This is a genomic window from Psychrosphaera sp. 1_MG-2023, from assembly GCF_030548245.1.
Lineage (GTDB): Bacteria > Pseudomonadota > Gammaproteobacteria > Enterobacterales > Alteromonadaceae > Psychrosphaera > Psychrosphaera algicola.
In genome coordinates, this window is the sequence record NZ_JAUORW010000005.1 from 205,207 (window position 1) to 230,914 (window position 25,708).

Sequence of the window (25,708 nt, forward strand, 5' to 3'; positions counted from 1 at the left end):
CGATTTGAAATTGCCATTGAGTTAGAGGTTGATTGTTGGTCTGAAACGTATGATTATAAGGCAGTTAACTTAATTTATAGCCAATATTGGCTGTAAACTCTTTGGATAAAGCGCGATAAATATGACAAACAGTCTAACAATATTTTCCGCAGAGGTTATCGACGACCTCATCCACTTCCGCCGTAATAAAGCCATCAGTTTTGATGTCTTGGTCAAGCAGGTTTTATTCACTGGCGTTCAGGCATTAGGTCTATGTACCCTATTATCTTTGGTCTTAGGTGCCATCATTATTGCCGAAGGGTATCCTTTGTTGACCTCGATTGGTCAAACAGAGTGGATCTACAAAATACTTATCTTTGCCATGGTTCGTGATCTTGGTCCATTTATCGTTTGTCTCATTATTTTAGCCCGCTCAGGAACTGCCATTTGCACTGAGTTAGGCAATATGCGGGTTAATCGGGAAATTGACGCGTTAATTTGCATGGGCGTCGCGCCAATCTCCTATCTTGTTACGCCCCGTGTTATCGGAATGATTTTATCTTTGGTTATTTTGATGAGCTATTTTTTGATGACAGGTATATTTGGTGGCTTTCTCATAAGTAACTTATTTCAAAACATCCCCTTGGTGGAGTTTGTAACTCGGTTAATGGACCAACTCGAAGCGCTGGATTTATTTATGATGGTGCTCAAGGTTGTGATGTCTGGGTTTTTCATCAGCGTAATCAGTAGTTTTCAAGGTCTCAGCGTCCAACGGGCAATTACCGAGGTTCCACAGCGAAATATTAAAGCGGTGGGTGGTTCAGTTATCGCGGTTGTGATGGTCAATGCCATCGGTTCCGGGCTTTACATGATTTTGGTGAATATGTAATGAACGTGAATATGCAAAACGTCAGTCACAATCGAGGTGACGTAAAACTGCTACGTAATGTTAGTTTTAATGTCGAAAGTGGGGAGTCAATTGTGATATCCGCACCGTCGGGTAACGGAAAATCGCTGTTGTTTTCAATTTTATGTGGATTAATTCAACCAGATAAAGGTCGAGTTTTGGTCGATGAGCAAGCAATATACTCAATGAACCAGCAACAAAATCAACATTTTAGAAAGTGCTTTTCCACAATATTTCAACGTCCAGCACTGATTTCTAATTTGTCTTTGTTAGAAAACTTTTTGTTACCACTCAATTTGCATTATCCTTACTTAAGTAGAGAGGATAAGCTGGCTAAAATAAATCATCTAACTGAACTGGTCGGTATAACCAAGTTTTTGTCTCAACGAATGGATGCTCTATCAGTTGGGCAGGCAGCATTAGCGGGCTTTGTAAGAGGAATGTTACTCGAACCTAAATGTTTAATTTGGGATGCCCCTTTAGTAGAGATAGACCAACGCTACGAAGATGTGGTCAAATCATTATTAAGCGATTTAAAACGGGCAGGTTCAACAATCATATTATTGTCAAATAATGATGAGCTTATTGTAGAATTTGCAACACGACACTTTATATTATCGGAAGGTATTTTAAGGCAACACGATGTTAAATAACGCTAATCGTACTAACCGTATCGTATTTGCCTTTGTGACGGCAGGTTTGGCCTTTCTTATTGCGTTCACTGTGATCATTTTGATTAATACTAAAGCATTGGTAGATAAGGTTTATTACCGAACGATTTTAAACGACGCTAAAGGGTTAAGCGCAAAACCGCCCATTTATTTCAAAGGGCTCGAAATTGGTCGAATTTCAGATTTCAGTTTAAATGAAGAGACCAACGATATCGAAGTCGACTTTTACGTATTTATTGATTACCAGCCTAAAATAATTCAACACGCGGTTTTATCAGGCAATCAAAACGTATTTTTGAACAATGCTACCGAATTTGAATTGCTCATGCCCAACAAGTTGGCTGGGTATCGCTATGATCCCTTATTTGCAGGGTCTATGGTGCCTTACATTGATAGTGATGTGGGCCGTATGTTTGTTAAAAAAGGCATTATCTCTAAGCCAGGAAACAGCGTGGACTCAATCATCTCAAGCGTCAATACCTTGCTCACCAACCTACAAAAATCAGATAACCCAGAAGACGGTTCGTTGTTTAAAATACTCGATCGAGTTGCGTCGATGAGTGACCATTTACTGATTTTAAGTCAGCAACTTAGCAGCAGTTCTGTGGTGAATGAAACGGAATTGCTGATCGCAAACGCGAATCAAATTTTAGCTAATGTCCCTTTAACGCAAACTAAGATTGATGGATTATTAAGTGAAGCCGAAGCTTTAATAACTGAACTGCAATCGGTGTCTGCTCAATATCAAGATCCGATCGGATTAGTGGAGCAAACCACAGGTGGGCAGCTACCAGAGATAATGACTAACGTAAACGAAAGCCTTAATTTAGTGAAGGGTATGATAGATGAAGTCTACGCTGAACGAATGCAATTGGCTGTGACCGTAAATACCCTATTAAAAGTACTTAACCGGATGGACAAAACGCTGCAGGGCGTAAACAACAATCCATTACTTAAAGGCGGAATAGAAAAAAACAAACCACCAAAAGGAATAGAGATGAATGATTAATTCGATCAAATCTTTGATATTTTTAGGATCACTTATCTCAGTTGTTTTAGGTTTAACGTCTTGTTCGAGCGTAGATAAACAACAATACGAAGTGACGACATTGCAGTCGGTAGGCAATGCGTTATTAACGTTAGCTGACGACAAACGTCAGTTAGGTCAATATAAAGAAGCGCTGGTTTATTATCAAGAATCAGAAAAATACGCATTAAAACGAAACGACAAATACGGTTTTGGTTTATCACAATTAAAACGTGCAGCAGTGTATTTAAAATTGAACGAGGTCGAGAAAGCCAAAGAACTAATGGACGCTGTGGCTCAAATCGAGCAATTTGAGCCTGTTGGTTTGAAAAATTCATTATTGTATGTAAAAGCCCAATATCAGCAGTATTTAGGCAATACCGATATCGCACTTGAACATTTGTCCACGTTGCAAAAAGCTTTTAAAAACGAACCTGAAAAACGTATTTTTTACCAGTTTGTTAGTTGGGTGTACGATAATTCGAGTGTTCCTGTTACTACCATCGCCACAGGCTACAATGTCCTTGCCGAACTAAAAAGCGAAGGTCGACTTTACAATATCGAAATATTTTCTTATGCGGTATTTCAGTACGGGAAATACTTAACGGCTCAAAATAACGAGTTGGCTGAGCCTATTCTAATAGACGCAATAGCGCATTTTTCGATGTTAGAGCAAAGCAATAAAATAGCGGATTGTTATTTGTTGTTATCGGACTTTTTTGCACAACAAAACCAACCTGAAAAATCACAGTATTATCAACAACAAGCTAAGCGCATTACCGAATTGAAAGTCATCTAAAACTAAAAATCTTGTTGGTTGTGGTGATGAATACGTATGAAATCAAGTTTATGGCGCAATCACATATTGTTCCACCCCTTCCCCCTGCATACACTAAACGCACGTAAAAGATTAATTTAATGGACGTGTAATTTGAAACTGGTCACAAAGAAACTAGGGTTAATGGTATCGATTACTACATTGGTTTTAACAACATTGGCTCTGACAACTATCGTGTCTTGTTCAAAACAGGCTGTAACAAATACTGATCTATCACAGGACGATTTGTATATTCGTGGCGCGTTTAATGGTTGGGGAACTGAAAACCCTCTGGTAAAACAGCCATCGGGCAAATACCGCAGTACTATATCTGTTGGCCTTGGTATTCACGCGTTTAAAGTGGCGTCAAATGACTGGTCACTTCAAATGTTATTGGCATCCGATCATGTTATTGATTTAGAGCACGATCAAAACACTGCATTTGCGTTGGCTAAAAAAAACGTCGACTACAACAGCCAAATCCTCACTCCACAACCAGCACAATTTGATATTGTCGTAGATACGTCTGTTACGCCCGTTAATCTTATTATTGAAAATGTTTTGTTCAAAGCGACAAGTATTGAACAGCCTCACGGTGACAAGGGTATAACTCAATTGCAGTATGAGGATGTTTTAGGACAGGAGCAGCGCGCTACATTTTCAGTGGCTAAAACGACGGGTCAATTAAAAACCTATGTACATGCCACCACGCAGTTATTACGTGACCCTGTACCACAACACTCAACATACAGCGAATCATCAAATCTGCCTTATGTGCGCAGCGGCAATATCGCGTTTGATGCTCTGTTTGCGCTTTCTATGGATGAGATGAAATTAAACTCGGTTGCCAATATCAAAGATGGAAACTACAACCTAGGTAAGGCCATTGCATGTCCCTGTTTTGAAACAGGAGAAAAATGGAATTACGTCTGGACTCGCGACTTATCTTACGCGGCACAGTTAGGTTTGGGCTTTTTTGACCCCAAACGCGTAGTTAATTCACTGCTCTTTAAAACATCGCCATTTAGAGATGAAGTTTCAGTGACCGGAAGTGAATTGATGACTGATGCCGGAACCCAAATATTACAAGATACTGGCAGTGGCGGCAGCTGGCCAATTAGCACGGACAGAGTGACATGGGCATTTGGTGCCGAGTCAGTCCTTGCCAATATCGCAGATAATGAACGCTCGCGGTTTGCTAGGAAAGCATTAGATGCGTTAATCAATACTATCGAATTAGACCGCATCTCCATCTTTAATTCTACCGTAGGATTGTACCAAGGCGAGCAGTCATTCCTCGATTGGCGTGAACAGAGTTATGCCCAGTGGATAGTTGATGATTTATCTTCAATGGCAACTTCAATGTCACTTTCAACTAATGTCGCCCATTATCAGGCCTTAACGTTGGCTGCTAAGTTGGCCTGGGAAACGAACAACAGTAAAGTCGCCACCCGTTACCAACAGTGGGCTGATGAACTAAAACAACATATTAATGATTTTTTCTGGTTGCCAGAACAGGGGTTGTACTCAAGTTTGTCGAGTGGCCATCATTACCCAGTCGCAATGCAAAAATACGACTGGCTTGGTCAGTCTTTGGCGATAATTACTGGTATTGCAGACCAGACAAAAACGGAAATGATACTTAAGCGATACCCTCACAGCAAGATGGGGGCTCCGGTTATATTCCCACAACAACCTGGTATTCAAATTTATCATAATCGTGCAATTTGGCCTTTTGTCACGGCCTTTGGTTTGCAAGCGGCTAAACGAGGCAACAACGCGGCGGTTGCTACGAACGCAATTGAATCTATTGTTCGAGGCGCGGCGTTAAACTTATCCAATATGGAAAATTTAGAGTGGTTGTCTGGCCAATCAATTTGGCTAGATAGAGAGCAGCCACAACAATCGGGACCCGCAATTAACTCCAAGCGTCAACTATGGTCAGTAGCCGGATACATCAACATGGTGGTTAGCGGAATTTTTGGTGTCGATAGTGCTTCAGATGGGTTAAGTGCAAAAAGTACCTTAAAAATTGATCCGTATTTACCGACTGACGTCGCCCTACATTATTTTTCAGGCCAAACAGAAGTGGTATTGCATCAACTTAATTGGTTAGGGAAGTCAATTACACTAACGCTCAACTTACCATCGAGTTACAGCGCTAAACAGGTCTTACGCGCAGGCACTATTAAGCTCAATAACCAAGTGCTAAAAACAAATACCCTTGAGGCAGCTATGTTGTTAGAAAACAACGAGATAACGGTTGATCTTGTTGAACAAAGTACGGACAACAAAATGACATTAGTGACGGGTTTACCATCGAACGATAACGTTCAACATTTTGCTCCGGTTGAACCTAACTTAACTTTGAAAGCAACAGATAGCGGTATTGAGCTTCGTATAGACGATGTTAACACTGCAACCGTGACATTTAATGTCTATAAAAATGGTTTATTAGTGGCTGAAAATTTAACTCAGTCTACATGGCAAGATAGTCCGCTGAGCGATCAAGAAAACGCCTGCTACAACGTTAGTGCCCAATTTAAGCAATCTGGGACTGTATCGCATTTGAGTAAAACGGTTTGTGCTGGGCAAGCTACGCAAGTGGATGTTGATTCGAACACCGTTGTTAGCAACATCAAAATCACCCCAACAGCCTTTGGCAATACACTACAAAATTGGGGCTCAGCAACCGACAAGTTTGAGTTATCTTGGCAACAAGCGACGCCGGGTAAGGTCGCTTTGCAATTTAGATATCGCAATTTGAATCACTCTATTAATACCGGTATAACCGCTGGAGTGAAAGCCGCTAATATTCGACTAGGCGATATGCATGTTGCTAAGAAGATTGTACAAATGCCGCATACTAAACCGGATGCTGGGATTAGTTTGTCGACACCCATATACCTCGACCTAAATGCCGGACAATATACCTTGTCGTTAACCGATTTTTATAACATGAGCTATCTAACAACAAACGAGACGTATTCATCTGCTGGTGGCGTAGATGGACAACTTAACCAATTTGATCTCTACGGCATTGTAATAACGCCGCTTGATTAAAGCTCTGCGGTTAAATCAATATTCTCGTTAATGTATTGTAAAGTTAGTCGTTATCGAGAATTTTGAGTGTTGTGCTTAGGTATTTGGCCACTGGATTAATTATGTCTTTGTCCGACCAATAAACGTCGTGTGAAAATGGATTCCAGCTTCGAAGTAAGCCCCCGATATCCACTTCAATATCTTCGTCCACCACCTTATTGTAGGCCTCATTAATGACTTTAATGGGGTAACCTAAGACGTCGTCCTTATCAAAATAATTAAACCAGCGAGCGTTTTGTTTGAGCGTTGAAGATAAGACATTGCCCGGGAATGCTATCGGCTGTGGATCGCTTTCAGCAAATGAAAACAACGGTATATTACAACCGAGAGTATACATACCAGCTAACGTCTTGCCATTTTGAAACGGGCTGGCTGCCGGGTCAGGGTGGTGTTGTTTGTCCCACAAGTAATTCGACATAATGTGACAGCCAAGAGAGTGGGCAACAACAATTAGTGGCGTATTGTCTGGTACATTAATATCAAGTTTGGACTTAACAACCGAATGAATTTGTTGGTAAGTTGAATTCGTTTGATTTGGCTTTTTTTGGTAGGCCGCGGCGTCGCCTAGTGCTGACAAAATAAATTTACGAACGGGTTTGTAATCTAAGTCTGCCACCGCATTTGCTCTTTGATAGAACTGATCTTGAATTGGTTGAGTAATATACCCCCAATGGATAGGGACAAATTTTATAGCCTGAGGTGACACATCAGGCGAGATTTGGTCACAAACGTCTTCGATAAATTGGTCTGCAAAGTCGGGGTGTATATCACCCATGCCATGAATAATTGCAACAACGAGTTTGGTTTCCATTTTTAATTCTTATTACCGAGTAATACATGTTTACCAGTGTATATTTTTATTATAAAAACTAAAACATCCTTAAGTTTGGCGACAGCAATGAGCTCGTTGTTCGTCTTTAACGGTCTGAACAGTGAGAAAATGGGGCAAACGTTGGTGACCTGTGTAAACTATATGATGCTGTTAAACTAGGCTAAGAAAAAATGATCCCGCGTAAACTCAAATTGTCACTAAGCCTATTAAACACTCGACTAAAAAAGAACAAGGTTCTTAGTGGTTTTAAGATTTTTTATCCATTCAAAATAGCTTCTACGATACAGAATACTGGCCTGTTATTGCTGGTTTTTTCTAGCAATGTTTTTGCGGTTTCGTTTTTGTCTTTCGACCCTAGATCGATGGCGCTAGGAGGTGCGGGAGTTGCAAGTTCGCCTATTTACAACGCAACCTTGTTTAACCCTGCTTTATTGGTCACCTCTGGCAAATCCAATGTGTTTTTTTCGGTGCCTTATTTAGGCGCGAGAATATTAGACCGTGATGGGTTTATTAACGCCGTAGATGAGTACCAAAAAAATAATGCGCAATTGGCATTTGATACTCAACTGCAACTCGCCAAAACACGTTTTAACCAAGGTACATTAGTTTCAAATGACATTCGAGTTGTAGCCGGTGCCGCGGCACAATGGCAAAACGACCTAAATAACCTGTCTAATAAACCTCTAAGAGTTAGTGCTTCCTACCAGCTATCAGCGGGTAAAACTGGTCATGCAACAGCTTGGGGCGCACATTACCGTCGTTATTATGTTGTTGGTGCCCAAATTAATTTTAATCAGGATGACCAGCAACAAATCAGTAAAGCAATTCGAATTTTAAACATAATGGCCGATATTGCCGACAACGTCGAAGATACAATCGCTTTAGCAAATGAACTTGATTTGAGCACTCTTGAAGCGCTTATTAATACGTCGATCGATTCAGGAGAACTAACTTCAAAACTTGAAGACTATTTTTACTTACCTGGAATGCAGCAACTTATCGAAGAAGCCATTGATACCGGTAGATTGGCGACAGATCTTAAAGAATACTTACGATTAAATGACTTAGAAGCCGCTTTGAAGGATCCAGATGCAATCAATAACCCGCCACAGCTAAATCAATATATTCGTTATAAACCAAGTAATAAATTGCAGTCGACTATTGCTGTGCAAGGCGCATTTATTAGTGAGTCGAGTATTGGTTTTGCGACCGCCCTTGCTAATTTTCAGGGGGTCACAGTGGGCATAAATTTAAAACAGTTACAGTTAACGACAATTGACTTTGAAACAGATATTGCAGATGTCAGTGCTGGCGAAGTGACATCAAAAGGAAACCAAACCGAATATAATAAATTCAACGCCGATATTGGAGTGAGTTACCATTTTAATTCCACAACAAAAATGGGTCTGGTGGTCAAAAATGTCTTACCTTATGACTTTTTAACGGCGCTTGATAACACCATTAAATATCGACCCCTTGCAAGATTCGGCGTGTCGTATCAGGGAACGTTCTTTCATCTAGTTGGGGATGTAGACTTAACATCAAATGATCCCATTGGATTTGACCCAAACAAACAATATGCCAGTTTGGGTATCGAATTACCGATGACAGGTTACGGTGCACTGCGTTTTGGCGTTCGAAAGAACTTAGTTAATGGGGCGACATTGCCCTCTATTGGGTTAGGTTTTTCGACTAATCAGCTTAATGTCGATATTGCTGTGGCAAAGTCTGAAAAAAACGACGAACTCGGTGCTGCATTACAAATTGGGTTAACATTTTAGTGGTCTTGAATGTTTCCCAACACGCTATTTTATTTACACCTAAGCTGACTTCTGAATTTTACCAACAAAGTCAAAAACTTTAATTTTTAAAGTGACTAACGTTCATTAAAGCCTTTGCCAGACATTATTTTAGCGACACATTTATTGATTCGAGATGTGCGTGTTTTGGATTGTTTCGCCCCTGTAAAATGCAAAATATAACCTCGTTTTCGGCCCGGTGTTAAGTTTTCAAAAGCGACTTCTAATTCCGGTGATTGTTGAAAAACTTGGAGCAATTCAGTGGGGTATATCAATTCATTTTTTTCTTTGAAATCGACTTTCAAACCTGCGCGTTCTACATCAATGGCATTTTTTATGTAGTCATCGAGAGTGGTTTTAAGGGTTTTAATATCTTGCTTGTTGTTAAACCTCATCCATTTTGCCGATTGTGAATTAGGCCCAGGTTTTTGCAGTAAATTTTGTGTGTCTTTGAGTAAAACACCTTTTAAGAATCCAATGGCACAATAATCTTTGAGGCAATAAATTAACGCAACATTACTGTTGTTGTGGGTGTAACATAAGTTTCCCCACTTTACGTCTTCTTCTAAGTCGTGGTTCAGCAAAATCTCACGCAGCAATTTACGCTCATCCTGCCATTCTGATTTTTCTAAAATGGCTACTATATTTGGGGGTAATTCCGATGGTAATTCCGATGGTAAATCCGACGTCATAATTAACCGCATCCTATAGTTTGTTATATAAGAAAATATCTAAAAAATTGAATAAAGCTGACCAAAATAAGCAGCAAACCGAGATAAAAAATATTTTCTAACATCGACTTATTACTCTTCGCTTCATTGTCTTTGGCTTTGATGAACAGCTTTCCTTTAGCGAACAATGTGACAATAAGACCACTGAATAGCAAAATAAAAGCGTCTGTTAGAGGGCCAAAATTGAGGAATTCCTGATCTAAAAATTCGAAATTCATTGATGTTTCCTGTTAATTGATTAGTGACAAATGGTGTTGGAAAACAGGTTGATCACAGATCCCCCTTGTTTTATCTCGGTAAAATGGCCCACAGACTTAAATCTTAAAAATAGGGCTAACTAATCTAAGTGTGCAAAAGCGAACGATACCTTAAAATTAGGTAAGTAAGCACTGCCAATATCCAACGTCTATCCATGTATCAAATTTACGTCCAACTTGCTTAAAATGAGCCACTTTTTCCATTCCAAATTTTTCGTGTAACGCTATGCTTGCGTCATTTGGCAATGCTATTCCACAAACTACAGCATGTATCCCTTGTTCGGTCAGTTGCGATAATAGCTGGTTGTAAAGCTGGGTTCCCCATCCTTTTGAAGTCGCGGTTGGTGACAGATATACCGTCGCTTCAACGGAGTAACGATATGCACACCGACCCTTCCATTTGCTCGCATAACAGTAGCCAATGATTTGGTTTTCATCTATTGCCACAAACCATGGGAGTCCATTCGTTTTACATTCGTCAATTCTGGCGACCATATCTTGTGATGTTACCAGGTGTTCTTCAAACGTGACCGTCGTATTTGAGACGTAATGATTGTAAATTTCTGCTACGAATTGTGCATCTGACGTGTTAATTGGTCTTATCATAGCGCTGACACTTTTGTTCATTATTACAGAATTACTAAGATGCCATTTTAGATATTTTTTGCAATGCCTATCTATTGTGTAGATATGCGCACATACTCAATAGGTTATTCATTGGTTTAGGTTATTAACTGGATTCATTGCTAACAAGAGTCCTGAGGTTAAATGTTTGACCTTGGGTTGATGACGTTACAACAATTGGAAAATATCATGAGCAAAGGTCAAGACAGTAAAAAGAATGCTAAAAAGAAACCGCTTTTAACAGCCAAAGAAAAAAAGGCGGCTAAAGCGTCTAAAAAGAATAACAAGAGTAGCGGTATTGTTATTTAAATATTGTCAGGTTATCGAATTGAAGTCGGTGACCTGATAATTTATTACTCATTCAACTTCCCCTCTCCTCTAAACAAACCTTGAGCTTATCGTATATAACCGCCGAAAATATCCATATTTCCAGTAAGAATTTAGCACCGTCAAAAGGTAGTGAACCTCTTGTTATTAAAACCATTAGTGGATAAAAATATCTTCGATAATTAGTAATTTTCAAACTTTCTGCCATTCTTAAAACCATCATGATAGTTTTAGCAGATCTAAAGGGATGAACTAACAAAATGGCGAACGTGCAAAGGTTGTTTAAATGAATTTTTTTTCAAGAAATCCAAAACAAGTAGATACACCGACTCCTCAACAATTACATGATATTAAGTCACGGCAAATTTTAGAGGGATTAAAAGCGTCAATTGCGTTTATTGAGTTTACACCAAATGGCGAGGTCTTAGATGCGAACGAAAATTTCCTTAACGTCATCGGCTATTCACTGGACGAGATAAAAGGACAATATCATAGAATATTTTGTGACGAGGCGTATACACGAACGAGTGATTACTCAATCTTTTGGAGTCAGTTGGCGTCGGGGAAATCATTAAGTGATAGGTTTTTACGATTTACTAGAGACAATGAACCCATTTGGTTGGAAGCAACCTATAACCCAATCAAAGATGATTTTGGCAACGTTATATCTGTGGTGAAAATGGCCACTGACGTAACCCAACACGTCAACAAAGCAAATGTACAGGATGGAATTTTAACCGCACTTGATAGGTCAATGGCGACAATATCTTTTAATCTAGATGGCTCAATTGTCGACGCGAACGATAATTTTTTAAAGACGGTTGGCTATCGGCTTGAGGATGTTAGAGGTAAGTCGCATGCGATGTTCTGTCAGAGCGAATTTGTAAATAGTCATGAATACCAGCAGTTTTGGGATACCTTAAATCGAGGTGAGTATATCCATGGTTTATTTGAACGTAAAACGGCTAATGGCAATGTTATTTGGCTAGAAGCCAGTTATAACCCAATAGTTGATAGCGCTGGTAATCTGATCAGAATCGTCAAATTTGCATCAGACGTTACGAGTCGGATCACAAATGTAATGAATGCATCTGCTTCTGTGCAGGCTACTGTAATGCAAACGGAAGCGGTTTCTCAACAAGCAAAATTGTTACTGCAGGACAGTGTTGGGATCATGGATGAAATTGTCGAAAACGTGAATGTTTTGTTTAACAATATTGGCGAGCTAGGCAGTCAATCAACTCAAATCAGTGACATAGTAAACACAATATCATCCATCGCCGACCAAACTAATTTACTGGCGCTAAATGCGGCAATTGAAGCAGCTCGAGCGGGTGAACAAGGCCGAGGTTTTGCGGTGGTCGCCGATGAAGTTAGGCAATTAGCAGCCCGTACTAGCAAGTCGACAACTGAAATCACCAATGTTGTAAAAGAAAACCAAGCGATTTCACAAGCCTTGTCGGAGAGTATTATGGCAACTCAAGAAAAGGCCAATTTGGGCACTGAATTAATTACCCAGGTCGACGGAGTGTTTAAAGAGATAAATCAAGGAATGGTAGGGGTTAGTTCTGCCGTGGAGCAGCTTTCATAAAAAATTATGCAGCGCTTGTTGCCATAAATCGGCCGCTATCGATGGAAAATAGCGGCTTATTTAATTTAGTTCAATGATGATTTTAACTGTGAATTTGCATCAAGCGCTTTATATTCACCAACTTTAAATGCCTTAATCATGGCAATAAAAATAATCTGTAAATAGATACTCTGTAGTACCAAAGAATAGCTTTTTAAATCAAAGCCAGCCAATAGCAAAGACAGCGTAAGGTAATATGATGCAACGACCCAAATAAATACATTAACGTTGATGATCAATTTTTTTGCGCTGAGCCTTTCGTGTTCATTGGCAATGGTCGACAACCCTCGATTGTTCATGCCGCTATAAACTGTGAAGCCCATCACAGAGTTTAAAAAGACCAAACCTAAAATATTCCACATGCCACCAAATCCGTCAAATGGGTTCAAAGTGAAATATGCGGTCGCGCCTATAAACGTTAATTGACCAATAGCCAATAATATAATGACCATTGGCGACATAAAGTCCCGCCATGTTAATGGTGACAACGACGCGCTGCGCAGGCTTGAGACGCTTTGTCTAATATGTTTAAGGAACGACCTATTTAATAAAGCTAATGTAATGACAGGTAATATGGCGAGGAAAAATAAGACAATCGCACCGGCTTGGTTGTCCCAATTTAACAACTCTTTCTGCTCTACATAACTACTCAGCACAACGTAGGTCGAAAACAAGGCGATAACTACAGATAAGACTAAATAGATAGTTAAACTCGCTTTTGCGAACTTGATGTCTCGTGCAGATATTTCTGTGCTTTTTGATTGGTGTTCAAGGGCAAAATTCGACAGTATTGTTACAAACGTTCTGTAAATATTTGTTGGAATTAATATCGTGGTAATCAAAACTTGTAGAAAGATGGTCGCGTAAAACGCGATTTGTAGGGTGCTTAATTCTGCGATTTCTGGCGTCATCATGTTAGTTAGCCTCTGTTTGCTGTGTCATTACCTGGTTAAATGCAATCCGAATTTCAGAGTCGGTCGCACCAGACTGTTTAAGAGTTTGAACAACGTCGGTGAGCTGTTCATTCAACCAATTGTTTAAATTAAATGTGCAATGTTGTTTTGCTTCTGGATGCACAAAAGTCCCTCTGTACCCCTTTGACTCAATAACATTGTCACGTTCTAAAAGCTTATAAGCCTTAGCAACGGTTTTATTATTCACGTCCAATTCATTGGCGAGCTGTCGAATAGAAGGTAATGGTGCACCCGCAAGTAGCTCGTCGTTGGTAATTGCTTTTTTGATCTGATTAATTAACTGACTAAACAAGGGTTCACTACTGTTTAAATCAACAACTATCATAAATCCTCCGTTAGTGTGTACTTGCGTATTGGCTTCTTGTACCAATGTTTGTTGTACCTTTGCATCGTTGTAACCTTGCATCTATTTTAGCCTTGTACCATTGTACCCGTGGGTCAAATGGTACAATAGAATTGAAAGATAGCAGTTGGATGAAAAACATGCAACGTTTTTGTTTTCCGTAATGATTAAACAAAATTGGATGTCATTGTTATTTTTCTACATGCGCTAATTTTCCATTTTTAAACATAGAGATTGCACTTCAACGTTAGAAAACTAAGATACGTTATTAGAAATATTTAGTGTTCAATACACAGTGAACAAGTGAGGAAGCAGTATGGGGTCGGATACAAAAGGGTTAGGAACAATGCGGTCGAAAACAAAACGTCAACATTTTGGTTTTTTGTTAAATATGCTGGCATTGGGCTTTTTCTTCCCTGGTATTTTTATCACTATGTTTGAATTTGATATGGAAATGATGGTCTTGCTGAGTAATTCTGAATTAACAGCACCCTTGGTTGGCAAGGAATTGTCGATTATGGCGACCGTAGATACTCTTTGGCAGGAGCAGCGCTTTTTTGTAGCGATACTCATATTTGCCTTTTCGGTATGTATCCCACTGATCAAATTGGTGATGGTAACGATTGCCTATTTTATTCATGAACAGCAACTAAGAGCGAAGCTTCTGAATGTTGTTAATGCAATTGGTAAGTGGTCGATGGCCGATGTGTTTGTGGTTGCAATATTTTTAGCCGTATTATCAACCAACCATGCAGAAACGTCGACGGTGAAAGAGTTTTCGGTATTTGGCTTTCAACTTGCCGTGGAGATCAGCAGTCAAACCATCTCGCAACTGGGCAACGGTTTCTATTTCTTCACAAGCTATTGCCTGTTATCTATTGCCGGTACGCAGTTAATGTCAGCATCTAAAGTGACCGAACCGGTCCTAAAAAGGTAACCCGATAACTTTTTCGGAAGGATTTGTAAACAAATTGAGGGTGGGCTTAAAAAATCAATATTTCATCAAATATGAGGGTTTTGTGCCTCGGGTTCATTACAGAATTTAGTTTAAAGGCAGAGTAAATAAATAAGTAAGTAAGCTTTTTCCTACGATTCATTTTTTTGATTAACCCTGTATTATCCACTTCAAAGTCAAAATTGCTAAAGGCGAGTAGGTAGAGTTAATGTGGTTGAATGAAGAACAAGTGAGCGATTCTGCAATACGACATTATCGGGCAAAGTTGACAAGCACCAGCCCAAATTATGTCGTTATTGATAACTTGTTTGACGAAGCCAAACTTAATGACGTGATGGACGTCTTAAGCCAACCAACTCATTGGCAAACTCAAACACATTCCTATTCTGAATTGTATGTTGATCAATCTAAATGGCATGAAGTCAGTGACGAAGAACGGTTTGTGCAGAGAGATTCATGGCAACGTCCAACGTCAATAAATAACAGTTCAAGGGCAAAGCCGGCTCAGGACTTTTTAGGGTTTCTGCGTTCTCAAACGTTTTTGTCTTTTTTATCTAGAGTGTTTAACGTTCACCTAACAGACATCAATGTTGGTGAACCCGAAATTAATACTAATTTTTTCCGGTTAGGTTCAGCCGATTTTGTATCCTTACATGCGGACGATTCTCCGGGCCGGGAAGTTTGTTTATTGCTGTACTTAAATAAAACATGGAATACAAATGCTGGTGGCGAGTTAGTCTTTTTAGGTAAAGACGACAAGCCAGTTACGATTACGCCATTGTTTAATCGATGTGTGCTATTCGATCCCGCCTCGGAAGGCTCAGAACACTGGGTGAACAAGCTAAACGCTGAACATGCCGCAGGTTATCGTTATAACGTTACGAGTTGGTATTGGTCAGAGTAATAATTTTTTTGTTTTTAAAAGTGTCGTTTACACAACAGGGTGTTAACGGCTTTGAAAAAAATTTATAAGCGTATGGTTTAAATAATGTTGAGTGAATTAAAAAAGGGAAAACGTATGTTTTCCCTTTTTGATTTTAGTCGGCCAGTTGAGCCCACTTTATTTAAAGTGACTAACAGTCAGGTATTGATCATTTGTTAATAAAGTCACTTGCTGGCTCACCATTTGGTTGACGCATGTCGCCTCTGTACAATATTAAGGTATCAGCTGGTAAACCATCTGAAACAATATTTGCTTGTGAAAAATCCACTGGGTAAAAACCAATCTTGGCAGACTCGTCACCAACTTCTGTCTCGGATAACATCGATAATGCTAATACTGGCGCTGTTGGGAATATTTTGTACCAACGTGTGCCCGATGGATTATCAAAGCTGTCGGGCGTTAATAACGCCAATTGCTCAGGTGTTTGTTCGCCTGTTATGGTTTTTTCTTGTAAATCACCACGTGTGAGTTGGTCAACAGTTTTACCATTCAAATTGGCTAAATACTGACGATGCGCATCGGTGATCAAATAAGTAATGTTGTTACCTACTTCAGCAACTGGTTTATCGAACACAGTTTGTCGTAATGTGATATCACCCTTTATCACTAAGTTGTTAATACGGCCTCGGGTTAAATCTCGACAGCGTGTTTTACAATTGAACGTGCCTTTGCCAACCAAAAGAGCTGTACCACTATCAATCGCCTCCACGTTCTCTACGGTAATGTCTTTCATTATTTTTGAATGAGGTTTTAACCAAACACCGGTGAAACCATTAGTTACTTTGACATTTGAGATCTGGATTTTATTCATGGAAGAATAATAAGGACCAGAACGATTAAAGTTGTCATTGTCAGTGCCGTTCCCGGCTTCTAAACGAACGCCAATGCCATTAAAAGCCTCGATATTATCAATTTCTATCCAATCTCCACCATAAACTTGAACAACACCATAACCAGTATGGGCGTGACTGGCTTTGATGTTTTTGATTGAACCTTTAACTGGTGTACGAGCATATGTTGGGTTGCGTTGTATCGCAAACATGTCTGGAATAATCTCCCCAGAGTCATCAATAAAATCGCCGTAGACGTTAGTTGCCAAAGGAATATTGACTGGGTTCATTGGTCTATTCAGGTTTTCGCTGCCCTCAGGGTTTTTAACATAACGGTCTTGCAAATAGAGTGGCGTAGACCCAAATCGATAGGTATAAGATCCGTCTTGATAGTCCGTGTCGGCAAACATTTGTATGGCGACAGATTCGGTATGATTATCTACTATGTTGATGTCTGATATCCCAAAGTTTTTGACATAAAATAGGCCAATCGGAATGGCACGGGTTAGATTAACGACACCGTTACCATTCCCGCCAACCATATACCCATAGTCATGCGGCATATTAGTTTTAGCATCGATTGTAAACTTCTCACCGGGGACGGTTGATCTAACTTCTACGTTTTCAATACGATTTGCAAGAAGGTTACTCGGGCCATTACTGCGGCCAAATGAGAACAAAAACTGTCGGTTAGGCTTATTTTTATTACGGTAATCGTTTGCACTTGTTGGGTATAAATCTTCTTTAATACCACGCATTTCCAGTACAACACCCGGTTCAACTTCAATACGTACATTAGAAGGAACGGCGATATGTGAAAGACTAAAACGATTTTGACCATTTTCGTTAGCAAGTAAGCGAACGACGCCACCATTGGTCTCATTTTTAGCTTGGTTTAACGCGGTTTTTAAACGTGCGGTGTCGTTTACAGTTTCAACAAATTCACTTTCAGCGATTAATTCTGCAGGAGCGTCGTCGAAAACTTTGTTTTCAAAATATCCAACATCAACCGTAGTAACACCAAACTCGTCGGTATAGCCAGTATAACCTGTAAGGTCTGTATCGATAGATGGAAGGGTACTAGGGTCTTGTTCTGGCAAAGGCTCAGGAACATTGATGCTACCGTAGCTAACAACAGAAAGTTGGCTAATACCTAAATTTGCCCCATCTGATGTCGAAAATCTAAACCGGATTAAATTTGCTGAAACATTTGGGTTGGCGGTGAAAGTGTTAAGGCCTACAGCCGCATCGCCCCAACTTTTTAAAACAACCCAGCCACTGTCATTTTTGTAAGCTACTTCCCAGCTCGTAACAAGTTTGTCTGGGTTATCGTCTTGAACAAAACTAAATTCAAGTCTGGCATTTTGTTCAATGCTGAAGATAACATAAACGTTTGAATTAGCTGCGCCAACTAAGGTCGCAACCGCTTCTTGTGTATTGTTACTATTTACAACGTTTGTCAATTCGCTGCGGTCCCAATGGCTACTTGGACTCATGTTTTCGGCAAACAACAGGTTGTCTGAAGGCTCAGGTAATGGCTCTGGATCAGGTGTTGGTTCAGGCTCTGGATCGGGAATTGGCTCAGGCTCTGGATCAGGTGTTGGATCCGGATCTGGAATAGGCTCTGGTGCTGGAACATATGGTAGTTGAGAAGCCCCAGAAATTACTATGGCGTATTCGTCAATTGCAAATTTTGCACCTGGTGACGTTTGCTTCCATCTAAAATCGGCCACCATGTGGGTCGGTATTGTCGGATTTGAGCCAAAGACAACCCAAGTATCTGGGATAGTGAATGATGGTGCACTCGTTGCGTCCACAACAAACTCTTTATAGACCCATTTTCCATGTTCCGCGACACTAATGGTGGTAGACAATAAAATGCCTGCATTTCGTCTAGCGCCTATGCCACCAGTTGATAGTGATTTTTCTGGATAAATAGTGTGTACAATTTTAGTTGCTTCAGGTGAAGGATGAGTAACCTTTATCCACGCGGATACTTTTACTTGTTCTCCAATATTAATTGGGGCGCTTAGTTGGTCGAATAACGCAGTTTCATTCCAATCCGCGTTATTGTTGCTGTTCCAATATTGCAGGCCGTTATTGTTGTTGCTACCACCAAGGTTAACGCCTTTAGACCATTCAATTGCTTGGCCAATAATACCGTCATTTGAAATTGCAATAGAACCGAAATTTGCGTTCATTGGCTTAAGTAACGGATCGATCGGATCGCTTTCAAAGTCAGTGTCTAAAGTAAATAAAGTACTGAGATGGTCATCACACGCAGCGTTATTCTCTACGTTGAAGTCGATTGACGTTGTGTGCTCTTCACCATTTGTATCAGTATATACGGCGGTGACGGTGGACGTGCCTAAAGTGTGAGGTGCAAATTTGATTAGGGCTGTTGCACCAGAAAGACCGTTTAATGTTTTATTCTCTACCGTAATATCGTTGCCAATAAAAGTGACGTTAATGTCAGCTAAGTTATCATTTGGGAAATCCATAGGCGAACCGTCATGGATCCACATCGCCGTTAACTCAACAGGTGTACATGAAGGAATAGTTTGGTATTCCGTATTGAGAACGAGATCCCCAACAATAGGGGCGGTGGCTGCAGCCACAAACTGTTGTAATTCAGCGGTATAGGAAAACGCGACGCGTTTATTTGTAAAGAAAATTTGAGTTACATCATCTAACTGTTCGATGTTGAAATACGGGTTGTTGCTGTCGTCAATCCCATCCGGCGAAATAACGCTATGGCTACTTTGTGTGACCACTAAACGCAGAGAGCCGGATAATTCTGGTGAACCTGACAGGGTTATGTTGTTAAAGGTATAAAGGCCAACTCGTCGTTGTGCTGCAACACGACTTTGTTCAATTGTGGCTTCTTCAACAGTTACCCATGAACCATCGGCAATAGCGAATGCCTGGAACGACAATTGGCAGGTTAATGCCAACATGAAAAATTTCGCAGAGCTATACAATGTACTCTGCCATTTGTTTAATAATTTACGGCCAAAATCGGGATTACCCATTTTGTTCTCCAAAAATCAATTTATAAAAAAATCAACGGACTGTTGCTTTGTTGATTACTAATTGTGGGTATTTACTAACCCTTAGATATACGATTATTAAGGGCTGATGCTTTTTGTCGTAGGACAAATAATCCCATAATGAAAATGGCAAAAGAAGAAGGTTCTGGAACCGGTAAGGCACTGATAGAGATATCGGATACCGTTAAGGTGTCGTCAATTAAGTCAAAATCCCATAGGGCAAACTCTAGAGATACATTTTGACCTGACAAACTGCTCACGTCGGCCACCGAACCATCAGTGACAAAGTCGTGATAAAAACCAAATCCGTCAAATAGTACGAGGCTAAATTCGTCGATACTAGAAGAGCTAAAGCTGAGTGACAATTCAGATACGTTGTTGCCAAAAGTAAAGTCTTGGTAAAGGTAAACTTCCGCAATATCAAAGTCTGTTGTTAGGATGACACTGTTGCCAACCGTAGAGTAGTTGTCCTGATAATTATCAAAGTTAATGTCAGTTTCCCATTCGCCATTAATGGTGTTCGCGTAGTTAAATACGTCACCGCTCCAACCATTTAGGTCATCGCCAAAATCGCCGTTTATAAGATTGGCATGTGCAGTACTGCTTAAAACTAATCCGCCTATTAGAAGCACGGTGTTAAAAAGGCTTTTTGTTTTTATTTTTGTTTTCATCGTTTTGTTCCCACCACTGTTGTGTATTGCTTAATATATCGTCAATTTATTTTCTTAATGGAATGTACAATAATATTATATGTATGTATAGGTATGATGTTTGATTAATTTGAACTATCTAACAGTAAGAACTTATGGTTATTACACGTTTTGCGTGGGGGGCGGGGTTAGAAAATGAATTGGGGAGTTACTTTTCTACGCTAACTTGTTAACATTAGCCGAGCATTTTATTTCTTGCAGAACCTTAAACCTATGCGCTTTGACTACCGAATTGTTTTTATAATTACCGCCCTTTTGTTTACTTTATCAATTAGTTTAACGGTTCTTAATTATATTGAGTCTATGGACTCCACTCGCAAGCAGTTAAAAAATAGCTCTTTACCTTTAACGGTAGACAACATTTACACAAAAATTCAAAAGCAAATCATAGAACCCAATCTCATTGCCTCCGTTATGTCTAATGACACGTTCATGAAGGATTGGCTGGCGCATGAAGAAAATGACGTGGGGCAAATAACTCAGTATCTCGGCACGATACAAAATAAATATAATATGTTTACTGCGTTTTTGGTCTCAGAAAAAAGCCACAACTATTACACGGCCAATGGTTTTCTTGAAAAAATCGACATTAACAATGAACACAATGATTGGTACTTTACCTTCAGAGATAAGGCTGAACAAAGCGAAGTTAATATTGATTATAATAAGCACATGGGTGAAGCATTGATCATGTTTATCAATCATAAAATTTATGATGATAATAACAACATGCTAGGGGCAACTGGAATTGGCCTAAAAACATCTTACATCAATGAAATGCTTAAGTTTTTTAGAGAACGTTTTAATTTTAATGTTTATTTTATAAATGCTTCTGGTCAGGTATTTATCGCCGAGCAAGAGGTGAATAACTTAACGCACCTAAATCAGCATGAAGAATTAAGCCGATTAATACCAGATATCACCAAACCAGATAAGCAGTTATTTGAATACACTATGAACGGCGAAGCGTATTTGTTAACAAAAAAATATGTCGCCGAATTAGATCTTTATGTCGTAGTAGAAGCTAAAGTTGATAATTTTACTCAGTCGGTTCTAGAGGCGTTTTATTTTAATATTATTGTATCGGTTCTAATCACTTTATTGATCACTATTATTGTCGTGTTATATGTGAGAAAAATTCACGGCAAATTGAATGAACTTGCTAGCAATGACAGTTTGACCGACCTACCCAATAGAAGGACCTTTTACAGCAGGTTGGAGCACTTTATTGTAATGAAAAAGCGCCGCCAACAAGAATTAGCTGTGGTTTTTTTTGATATAGATGATTTTAAAAAGGTAAACGATGTGGAAGGTCATGACGTCGGTGATGGTGTTTTAATTAAAATTGCTGATATCTTAAAGACAACCATTCGCACAAGTGATTTTATCGCTCGTTGGGGCGGCGAAGAATTTATTATTTTGTTAATCGACACTAAGTCAGAAGATGCCCTCAAGATCGCTGAGCAGGTCAGACAAAATATTGAAAACAATGCAGAATTAAAACAACAAGCTCAAAAGGCTGTGACAGTGAGTTTAGGGGTAACAGAAGTTCGTGACAATGACGACGCGGACTCCTTGTTTAAACGAGTTGATGACGCTTTATATCAAGCTAAGCGCACAGGTAAAAATCGTGTTGTTGTTGCTAAATAAGTCTAAATTTACAGAACATATTGCCTGACTTAGTTAGCATCTATTTGTTGAAGCAGAAGCAAACCGACTTAATAAAATCTTGGCAATGGAAGGCGAGGTGTAAGGTTGCAACACAGGACGAATATAAAACTCAAGGGTTTGCCACTGAATCGCAAACCTTTTTGGATACCGGTTTAAAACAAGTCTAATAGCTATCCGACGATTTCTTTTACTCTGCCTACGTCACCACTTTCCAAACGAACTTTAATGCCATGGGGATGAAATGGCGAATTAGTTAAAATGTCTTTTACCACCCCTTCAGTCAGACGACCAGAGCGTTGATCTTTTTTCAGCACGATTTTCACATCAGAACCTATTTCTATATCCGAACGATTTTGTCCATCCATTATGTATTTCCCAGTTTATGCATAGTAATAATTTTTTAAATTATGTCACAGTTTGGCGTCTTAGTGCAGGGATAACAAAATAGGTATTTGCCCCGCATTATCGTTTGCCAAATACAGCGTTAGTGGCGAGTTGCAACAAAACGAGAGAAAGTAAAAGTGGCGTTCGGAAATTACGGGGTAAAAATCGACGTATGCTATATGGAAAAATTGTTATTGTTAACAAAATATAGTTATCTACTTGTTTTATATAATAAAAATTATTAATTGGATAAATGAAGCAAGTATATAATTGTTGGCTATACTTTTAAAACCGGCCATACCGGGAAACCAATTAAATATTGGAAAACGAGTTATTTAATAAGGCTAATAGTCAAACTAAAACAAACGAATGTCATTTAAAAGGACTGCTGTAACTCGTTGGTTTGTTTGGTGATTATTCCATTAGGTACTTGAAAGTGGAGTAGTACATTAGCGGTAAATTGTAGTGTTAAATTTTAAGGAAAAACAATGACATTAAAGTACAAAATATACAGTATTATTCTCGTAGCTTTGTTGGTAGTCGGCTGTGGTTCGGTAATGAAGCAAGTAGGGCAGTTGACTGCGAATCTTTTAACTTCAAAAACTTCCGATTTATCAGTTGTATCTATTTCCGCAGGGTTTGTTCGGAATATGTATTCAGCAGATGTAAAAACATTTGAAGTTGAATATCTAGGAGAAAATTGGCGCGAAGGGGCAAATCTAGTTTCGGTAAGTTTTCTGAAACGTGATGGTGTTGGTATGTATACTATAGACGGTAAAGTGTTTATAGATGGCACAGAAATACCTCATACCGCGAATGGCTTTTATGGTAAATGGATAGATAAAAATGATATCTCCCCTAAAACGATTCGAATAGAAACGGTATCTGGTCAGGTTGCAGAATTCTCGATAACACCACCACCTTTAATCGAGATCGTGTCGGTCAATGGTAAAAAATCTGGAATGGAAATTGATCTAAATTCAGATTTACGATTAAAAATGAAAAGCCCGCAACATGATAAAAATACTGAATTTTCTGTGTCGCTAGTAACGAAAGTGATGGGTATTAACTCATTTATCGAGTCGGGAATTTTTAAATACAAAGATGACATTACGCTACCTGCAGAAATTTGGAAGAATCCAATTACGCCAGTGCCAGCTACGTCTGGTGCGAATTGGCTTAAAGTTGAACGATTTGATACCAACTTAAAAGTGATAAAGGGTGTGGGCGCTAGTCAAATTATTGGTGCGTCGATTGATGTTGTTCCTGTTTCAATTAAAGGTGAAGTGGAAACCGCATTTACCGGGGTTGTTAAGGACAATGGGATTAATATTGAAGAAACAATCGCCATAAAAAATGGCGAAATGAAAGTAAAAATGAATAAGCCAAATGCGTTTTATGGCCGACCAATGAGTTCTGGAAAAACATTTGCGTTAGCATCGTTTACAGTGCGAGGTACAAAACTTAAACAATCAAAAACGGATTCGTCGAGCAGTACATTAGGTGGCGTAAAAACAACTACGACTACAACGAGTACTCGAACTTTTCCAACCTTACCGGACGCTTTTTGGGATAGTTATATTGATGGTTTATACGTAGATTTGGAAAAAGTCTTAAAAAGCCAATACAACATTAAACTTATTCCTGTAGAGAACGTATTGCGAGCACCTTCTTATCAAAAATTAGAAGCCGTCACCGATGAAAACACCATTGTTGAAGTGGAAAAATCGTATAAAGGGACTAAAAACCTTATTCCAACATCATTTTCCTCTATCGTTGGCAATATATCATCTACATTTGCATCTGACCGAGTTGATGCTCACCTAATCAGAGAGTTAGGTGTTGATGGTTTGATTTCGGTAACGATTGACCTGGCAATGCCTTGGAATACTTTTACTTTGTCACCAGTGATGAGTATTCAAATTTCAGGCGCACCAAATGGCTATAAAGCTGGGCCAACTATCTTCCACCAAGGTACTATTTCAGGTACTGGTATGCCTTTAGATGAGGCGAAAATGAATGCGGCCACTATGATGGATATTTTACCTGAAGTGACGCGTCAAAAAGAGTTAATGGAAGCTTTGACACAAAGCTTTAAAATGATGGAAAAGAAAGAGAACGAGTTGGGTTATGACGCTATTTGGGCATTAAAATAACCCAGAGATCCGCATAAAGTTACATTTTAAAGGCAGACAACGAGTCTGCCTTTTTATTTTGTAAAACATAAATTAAGCCTGCGAGTCCAAGCTATGGGGTTAAAAGCTGCGGGGTCAGAGTTGATGAAACGTCGTTTATGAACAGCCAGTCGTCTCAAATTATATCTGGCATGCACTATTGGATTTTGTTATCAATGAAGTAAGGCGTGCCATGCGTCAGGAATCGACGATTAAACTATCAGGAAGTAAAAATGGAAGTAAATGTATTTGATAGAACAGAAACCGCAAATAAACGAATAAGCGGTTCAACGTATAACTTTGTTATTGGGCTTACATTAATCTGGGGATTTGCTGTTAATTGGTGGATGGTTTTAAATATTCCAGTTGAGTCAATTAGTAGTATTAATCCTATTTTCTTTTATATCGGTTACTTTGCCTCTTGCTTCTTTGGTGTTTATCTATTTAGCAAATCCCTTAGTGCTCTGGTTAGCTTCATTGGGTACAACTTTGTTGTTGTGCCTTTTGGGTTAATTATTAATTTAGTGGTAAGCCAGTATAATCCTGACATTGTACTCGAAGCCATAAGAGTTACAGGAATGGTAACTTTTGTCATGATGGTTTTAGGGTCTATGTATCCGGCCTTTTTTAATAAAATTGCAGGTGGCCTCACCATCGCACTTTTTTGCGTCATTGTGGTTGAGCTTATTGAAATTTTTGTATTTAACACGCATCACGGTATTTTAGATTGGGTTGTTGCTGTTATTTTTTGTGGCTATATCGGATATGATTGGGCAAGAGCTAACGCGATACCAAAAACCTATGACAACGCTGTAGATAGTGCGGCTGCTCTTTATATGGATATTATTAATCTGTTTCTACGCATATTAAGAATTCTTGGTAGAAAATAAGTAACTCTGAATCCGTAGTACAGGACGGTGAATAGATTTTTCTAAATTGTTGTTCTTATTCGTTAGTGCTTTATTCTTTGG

Annotated in this window: 21 protein-coding genes; 12 read left to right on the top strand and 9 right to left on the bottom strand. The window is 39.3% G+C overall.

Features of this window, described 5'->3' with window-relative positions; genetic code table 11:
* Positions 1-121: 121 nt before the first annotated feature.
* The 5 genes from Q4575_RS06535 to Q4575_RS06555 all read left to right on the top strand — a co-directional run bounded on the left by Q4575_RS06535 (position 122) and on the right by Q4575_RS06555 (position 6,464).
* Positions 122-868 carry an ABC transporter permease gene (locus Q4575_RS06535; RefSeq protein WP_215964432.1) on the top strand — a complete coding sequence of 249 codons (747 nt, stop codon included), beginning with the start codon at positions 122-124 and terminating at the stop codon, positions 866-868.
* Positions 868-1,539, top strand: a complete 672-nt coding sequence (locus Q4575_RS06540) for an ATP-binding cassette domain-containing protein (RefSeq protein WP_215964431.1) — start codon at positions 868-870, stop codon at positions 1,537-1,539. The genes Q4575_RS06535 and Q4575_RS06540 overlap by 1 nt, the downstream gene beginning before the upstream one ends.
* A complete protein-coding gene (locus Q4575_RS06545; RefSeq protein ID WP_215964430.1) occupies positions 1,529-2,566 on the top strand; it encodes an MlaD family protein in 1,038 nt (345 codons plus the stop codon). The genes Q4575_RS06540 and Q4575_RS06545 overlap by 11 nt, the downstream gene beginning before the upstream one ends.
* A complete protein-coding gene (locus Q4575_RS06550; protein ID WP_303521775.1) occupies positions 2,559-3,383 on the top strand; it encodes a hypothetical protein in 825 nt (274 codons plus the stop codon). Before Q4575_RS06545 ends, Q4575_RS06550 begins: the two co-directional genes overlap by 8 nt.
* Before the next feature lie 132 nt (positions 3,384-3,515).
* Complete coding sequence (locus tag Q4575_RS06555) at positions 3,516-6,464, top strand: esterase (RefSeq protein ID WP_303521776.1); 2,949 nt, start codon at positions 3,516-3,518, stop codon at positions 6,462-6,464.
* Positions 6,465-6,507: 43 nt separating this feature from the next.
* On the opposite strand, the gene Q4575_RS06560 is transcribed toward Q4575_RS06555, so the two are convergent.
* The gene (locus Q4575_RS06560; RefSeq protein WP_303521777.1) at positions 6,508-7,314 is read right to left on the bottom strand and encodes a hypothetical protein; all 807 of its coding nucleotides are present in this window, start codon (positions 7,312-7,314) and stop codon (positions 6,508-6,510) included.
* 191 nt (positions 7,315-7,505) lie between these two features.
* Between Q4575_RS06560 and traF the strand changes: the two genes are divergently transcribed.
* Entirely contained in the window at positions 7,506-9,116 is a 1,611-nt protein-coding gene (gene traF, locus Q4575_RS06565) for a conjugal transfer protein TraF (protein ID WP_303521778.1), read from the top strand.
* 95 nt (positions 9,117-9,211) lie between these two features.
* On the opposite strand, the gene Q4575_RS06570 is transcribed toward traF, so the two are convergent.
* The 3 genes from Q4575_RS06570 to Q4575_RS06580 form a co-directional block, all read right to left on the bottom strand.
* Positions 9,212-9,826 (bottom strand): YdeI family protein, encoded by a 615-nt coding sequence (locus tag Q4575_RS06570; RefSeq protein WP_303521780.1) that lies wholly within the window; start codon positions 9,824-9,826, stop codon positions 9,212-9,214.
* A gap of 23 nt (positions 9,827-9,849) precedes the next feature.
* On the bottom strand, positions 9,850-10,083 hold the full coding sequence (locus Q4575_RS06575) for a hypothetical protein (protein WP_215964424.1): 234 nt from the start codon (positions 10,081-10,083) through the stop codon (positions 9,850-9,852).
* A gap of 156 nt (positions 10,084-10,239) precedes the next feature.
* Positions 10,240-10,728 (bottom strand): arsinothricin resistance N-acetyltransferase ArsN1 family B, encoded by a 489-nt coding sequence (locus Q4575_RS06580; RefSeq protein ID WP_215964423.1) that lies wholly within the window; start codon positions 10,726-10,728, stop codon positions 10,240-10,242.
* A gap of 631 nt (positions 10,729-11,359) precedes the next feature.
* Between Q4575_RS06580 and Q4575_RS06585 the strand changes: the two genes are divergently transcribed.
* Entirely contained in the window at positions 11,360-12,664 is a 1,305-nt protein-coding gene (locus Q4575_RS06585) for a PAS domain-containing methyl-accepting chemotaxis protein (protein ID WP_303521782.1), read from the top strand.
* Positions 12,665-12,729: 65 nt separating this feature from the next.
* Here Q4575_RS06585 and Q4575_RS06590 read toward each other — a convergent pair whose 3' ends face one another.
* Complete coding sequence (locus Q4575_RS06590) at positions 12,730-13,617, bottom strand: hypothetical protein (protein WP_303521783.1); 888 nt, start codon at positions 13,615-13,617, stop codon at positions 12,730-12,732.
* 1 nt (position 13,618) lies between these two features.
* The gene (locus Q4575_RS06595; protein WP_303521784.1) at positions 13,619-14,083 is read right to left on the bottom strand and encodes a GntR family transcriptional regulator; all 465 of its coding nucleotides are present in this window, start codon (positions 14,081-14,083) and stop codon (positions 13,619-13,621) included.
* 283 nt (positions 14,084-14,366) lie between these two features.
* Between Q4575_RS06595 and Q4575_RS06600 the strand changes: the two genes are divergently transcribed.
* Together Q4575_RS06600 and Q4575_RS06605 are read left to right on the top strand one after the other, a co-directional pair.
* Positions 14,367-14,957, top strand: a complete 591-nt coding sequence (locus Q4575_RS06600) for a paraquat-inducible protein A (RefSeq protein ID WP_303521785.1) — start codon at positions 14,367-14,369, stop codon at positions 14,955-14,957.
* 226 nt (positions 14,958-15,183) lie between these two features.
* Positions 15,184-15,879: a 2OG-Fe(II) oxygenase gene (locus Q4575_RS06605; RefSeq protein WP_303521786.1), complete on the top strand. Its 696-nt coding sequence runs from the start codon at positions 15,184-15,186 to the stop codon at positions 15,877-15,879.
* A 187-nt stretch (positions 15,880-16,066) separates the two neighbouring features.
* On the opposite strand, the gene Q4575_RS06610 is transcribed toward Q4575_RS06605, so the two are convergent.
* Both Q4575_RS06610 and Q4575_RS06615 read right to left on the bottom strand, forming a co-directional pair.
* Positions 16,067-19,780 (bottom strand): hypothetical protein, encoded by a 3,714-nt coding sequence (locus Q4575_RS06610; RefSeq protein WP_303521787.1) that lies wholly within the window; start codon positions 19,778-19,780, stop codon positions 16,067-16,069.
* Positions 19,781-19,854: 74 nt separating this feature from the next.
* The gene (locus Q4575_RS06615) at positions 19,855-20,469 is read right to left on the bottom strand and encodes a hypothetical protein (RefSeq protein WP_303521788.1); all 615 of its coding nucleotides are present in this window, start codon (positions 20,467-20,469) and stop codon (positions 19,855-19,857) included.
* Between the two features lie 471 nt (positions 20,470-20,940).
* Here Q4575_RS06615 and Q4575_RS06620 point away from each other — a divergent pair, with 471 nt between their 5' ends.
* On the top strand, positions 20,941-22,158 hold the full coding sequence (locus tag Q4575_RS06620; RefSeq protein WP_303521789.1) for a sensor domain-containing diguanylate cyclase: 1,218 nt from the start codon (positions 20,941-20,943) through the stop codon (positions 22,156-22,158).
* A 191-nt stretch (positions 22,159-22,349) separates the two neighbouring features.
* On the opposite strand, the gene Q4575_RS06625 is transcribed toward Q4575_RS06620, so the two are convergent.
* A complete protein-coding gene (locus tag Q4575_RS06625; RefSeq protein ID WP_215964417.1) occupies positions 22,350-22,544 on the bottom strand; it encodes a YwbE family protein in 195 nt (64 codons plus the stop codon).
* Between the two features lie 507 nt (positions 22,545-23,051).
* On the opposite strand from Q4575_RS06625, the gene Q4575_RS06630 reads away from it, so the two are divergent.
* Positions 23,052-24,719, top strand: coding sequence for a hypothetical protein (locus Q4575_RS06630; protein ID WP_303521790.1), 1,668 nt, complete (start codon positions 23,052-23,054; stop codon positions 24,717-24,719).
* Between the two features lie 251 nt (positions 24,720-24,970).
* Positions 24,971-25,627 carry a Bax inhibitor-1 family protein gene (locus Q4575_RS06635; RefSeq protein WP_215964415.1) on the top strand — a complete coding sequence of 219 codons (657 nt, stop codon included), beginning with the start codon at positions 24,971-24,973 and terminating at the stop codon, positions 25,625-25,627.
* Positions 25,628-25,708 lie beyond the last annotated feature (81 nt).

What these genes read in the sequence shown, in the direction of transcription:
- Q4575_RS06610 (WP_303521787.1), bottom strand. Translation starts at nt 19,780, where the DNA reads ATGGGTAATCCCGATTTTGGCCGTAAATTATTAAACAAATGGCAGAGT.
- traF (WP_303521778.1), top strand. Translation starts at nt 7,506, where the DNA reads ATGATCCCGCGTAAACTCAAATTGTCACTAAGCCTATTAAACACTCGA.
- Q4575_RS06620 (WP_303521789.1), top strand. Translation starts at nt 20,941, where the DNA reads ATGAAGGATTGGCTGGCGCATGAAGAAAATGACGTGGGGCAAATAACT.
- Q4575_RS06595 (WP_303521784.1), bottom strand. Translation starts at nt 14,083, where the DNA reads ATGCAAGGTTACAACGATGCAAAGGTACAACAAACATTGGTACAAGAA.
- Q4575_RS06540 (WP_215964431.1), top strand. Translation starts at nt 868, where the DNA reads ATGAACGTGAATATGCAAAACGTCAGTCACAATCGAGGTGACGTAAAA.
- Q4575_RS06635 (WP_215964415.1), top strand. Translation starts at nt 24,971, where the DNA reads ATGGAAGTAAATGTATTTGATAGAACAGAAACCGCAAATAAACGAATA.
- Q4575_RS06545 (WP_215964430.1), top strand. Translation starts at nt 1,529, where the DNA reads ATGTTAAATAACGCTAATCGTACTAACCGTATCGTATTTGCCTTTGTG.
- Q4575_RS06580 (WP_215964423.1), bottom strand. Translation starts at nt 10,728, where the DNA reads ATGATAAGACCAATTAACACGTCAGATGCACAATTCGTAGCAGAAATT.
- Q4575_RS06605 (WP_303521786.1), top strand. Translation starts at nt 15,184, where the DNA reads ATGTGGTTGAATGAAGAACAAGTGAGCGATTCTGCAATACGACATTAT.
- Q4575_RS06575 (WP_215964424.1), bottom strand. Translation starts at nt 10,083, where the DNA reads ATGAATTTCGAATTTTTAGATCAGGAATTCCTCAATTTTGGCCCTCTA.
- Q4575_RS06625 (WP_215964417.1), bottom strand. Translation starts at nt 22,544, where the DNA reads ATGGATGGACAAAATCGTTCGGATATAGAAATAGGTTCTGATGTGAAA.
- Q4575_RS06585 (WP_303521782.1), top strand. Translation starts at nt 11,360, where the DNA reads ATGAATTTTTTTTCAAGAAATCCAAAACAAGTAGATACACCGACTCCT.
- Q4575_RS06560 (WP_303521777.1), bottom strand. Translation starts at nt 7,314, where the DNA reads ATGGAAACCAAACTCGTTGTTGCAATTATTCATGGCATGGGTGATATA.
- Q4575_RS06630 (WP_303521790.1), top strand. Translation starts at nt 23,052, where the DNA reads ATGACATTAAAGTACAAAATATACAGTATTATTCTCGTAGCTTTGTTG.
- Q4575_RS06570 (WP_303521780.1), bottom strand. Translation starts at nt 9,826, where the DNA reads ATGACGTCGGATTTACCATCGGAATTACCATCGGAATTACCCCCAAAT.
- Q4575_RS06615 (WP_303521788.1), bottom strand. Translation starts at nt 20,469, where the DNA reads ATGAAAACAAAAATAAAAACAAAAAGCCTTTTTAACACCGTGCTTCTA.
- Q4575_RS06600 (WP_303521785.1), top strand. Translation starts at nt 14,367, where the DNA reads ATGCGGTCGAAAACAAAACGTCAACATTTTGGTTTTTTGTTAAATATG.
- Q4575_RS06535 (WP_215964432.1), top strand. Translation starts at nt 122, where the DNA reads ATGACAAACAGTCTAACAATATTTTCCGCAGAGGTTATCGACGACCTC.
- Q4575_RS06550 (WP_303521775.1), top strand. Translation starts at nt 2,559, where the DNA reads ATGATTAATTCGATCAAATCTTTGATATTTTTAGGATCACTTATCTCA.
- Q4575_RS06590 (WP_303521783.1), bottom strand. Translation starts at nt 13,617, where the DNA reads ATGATGACGCCAGAAATCGCAGAATTAAGCACCCTACAAATCGCGTTT.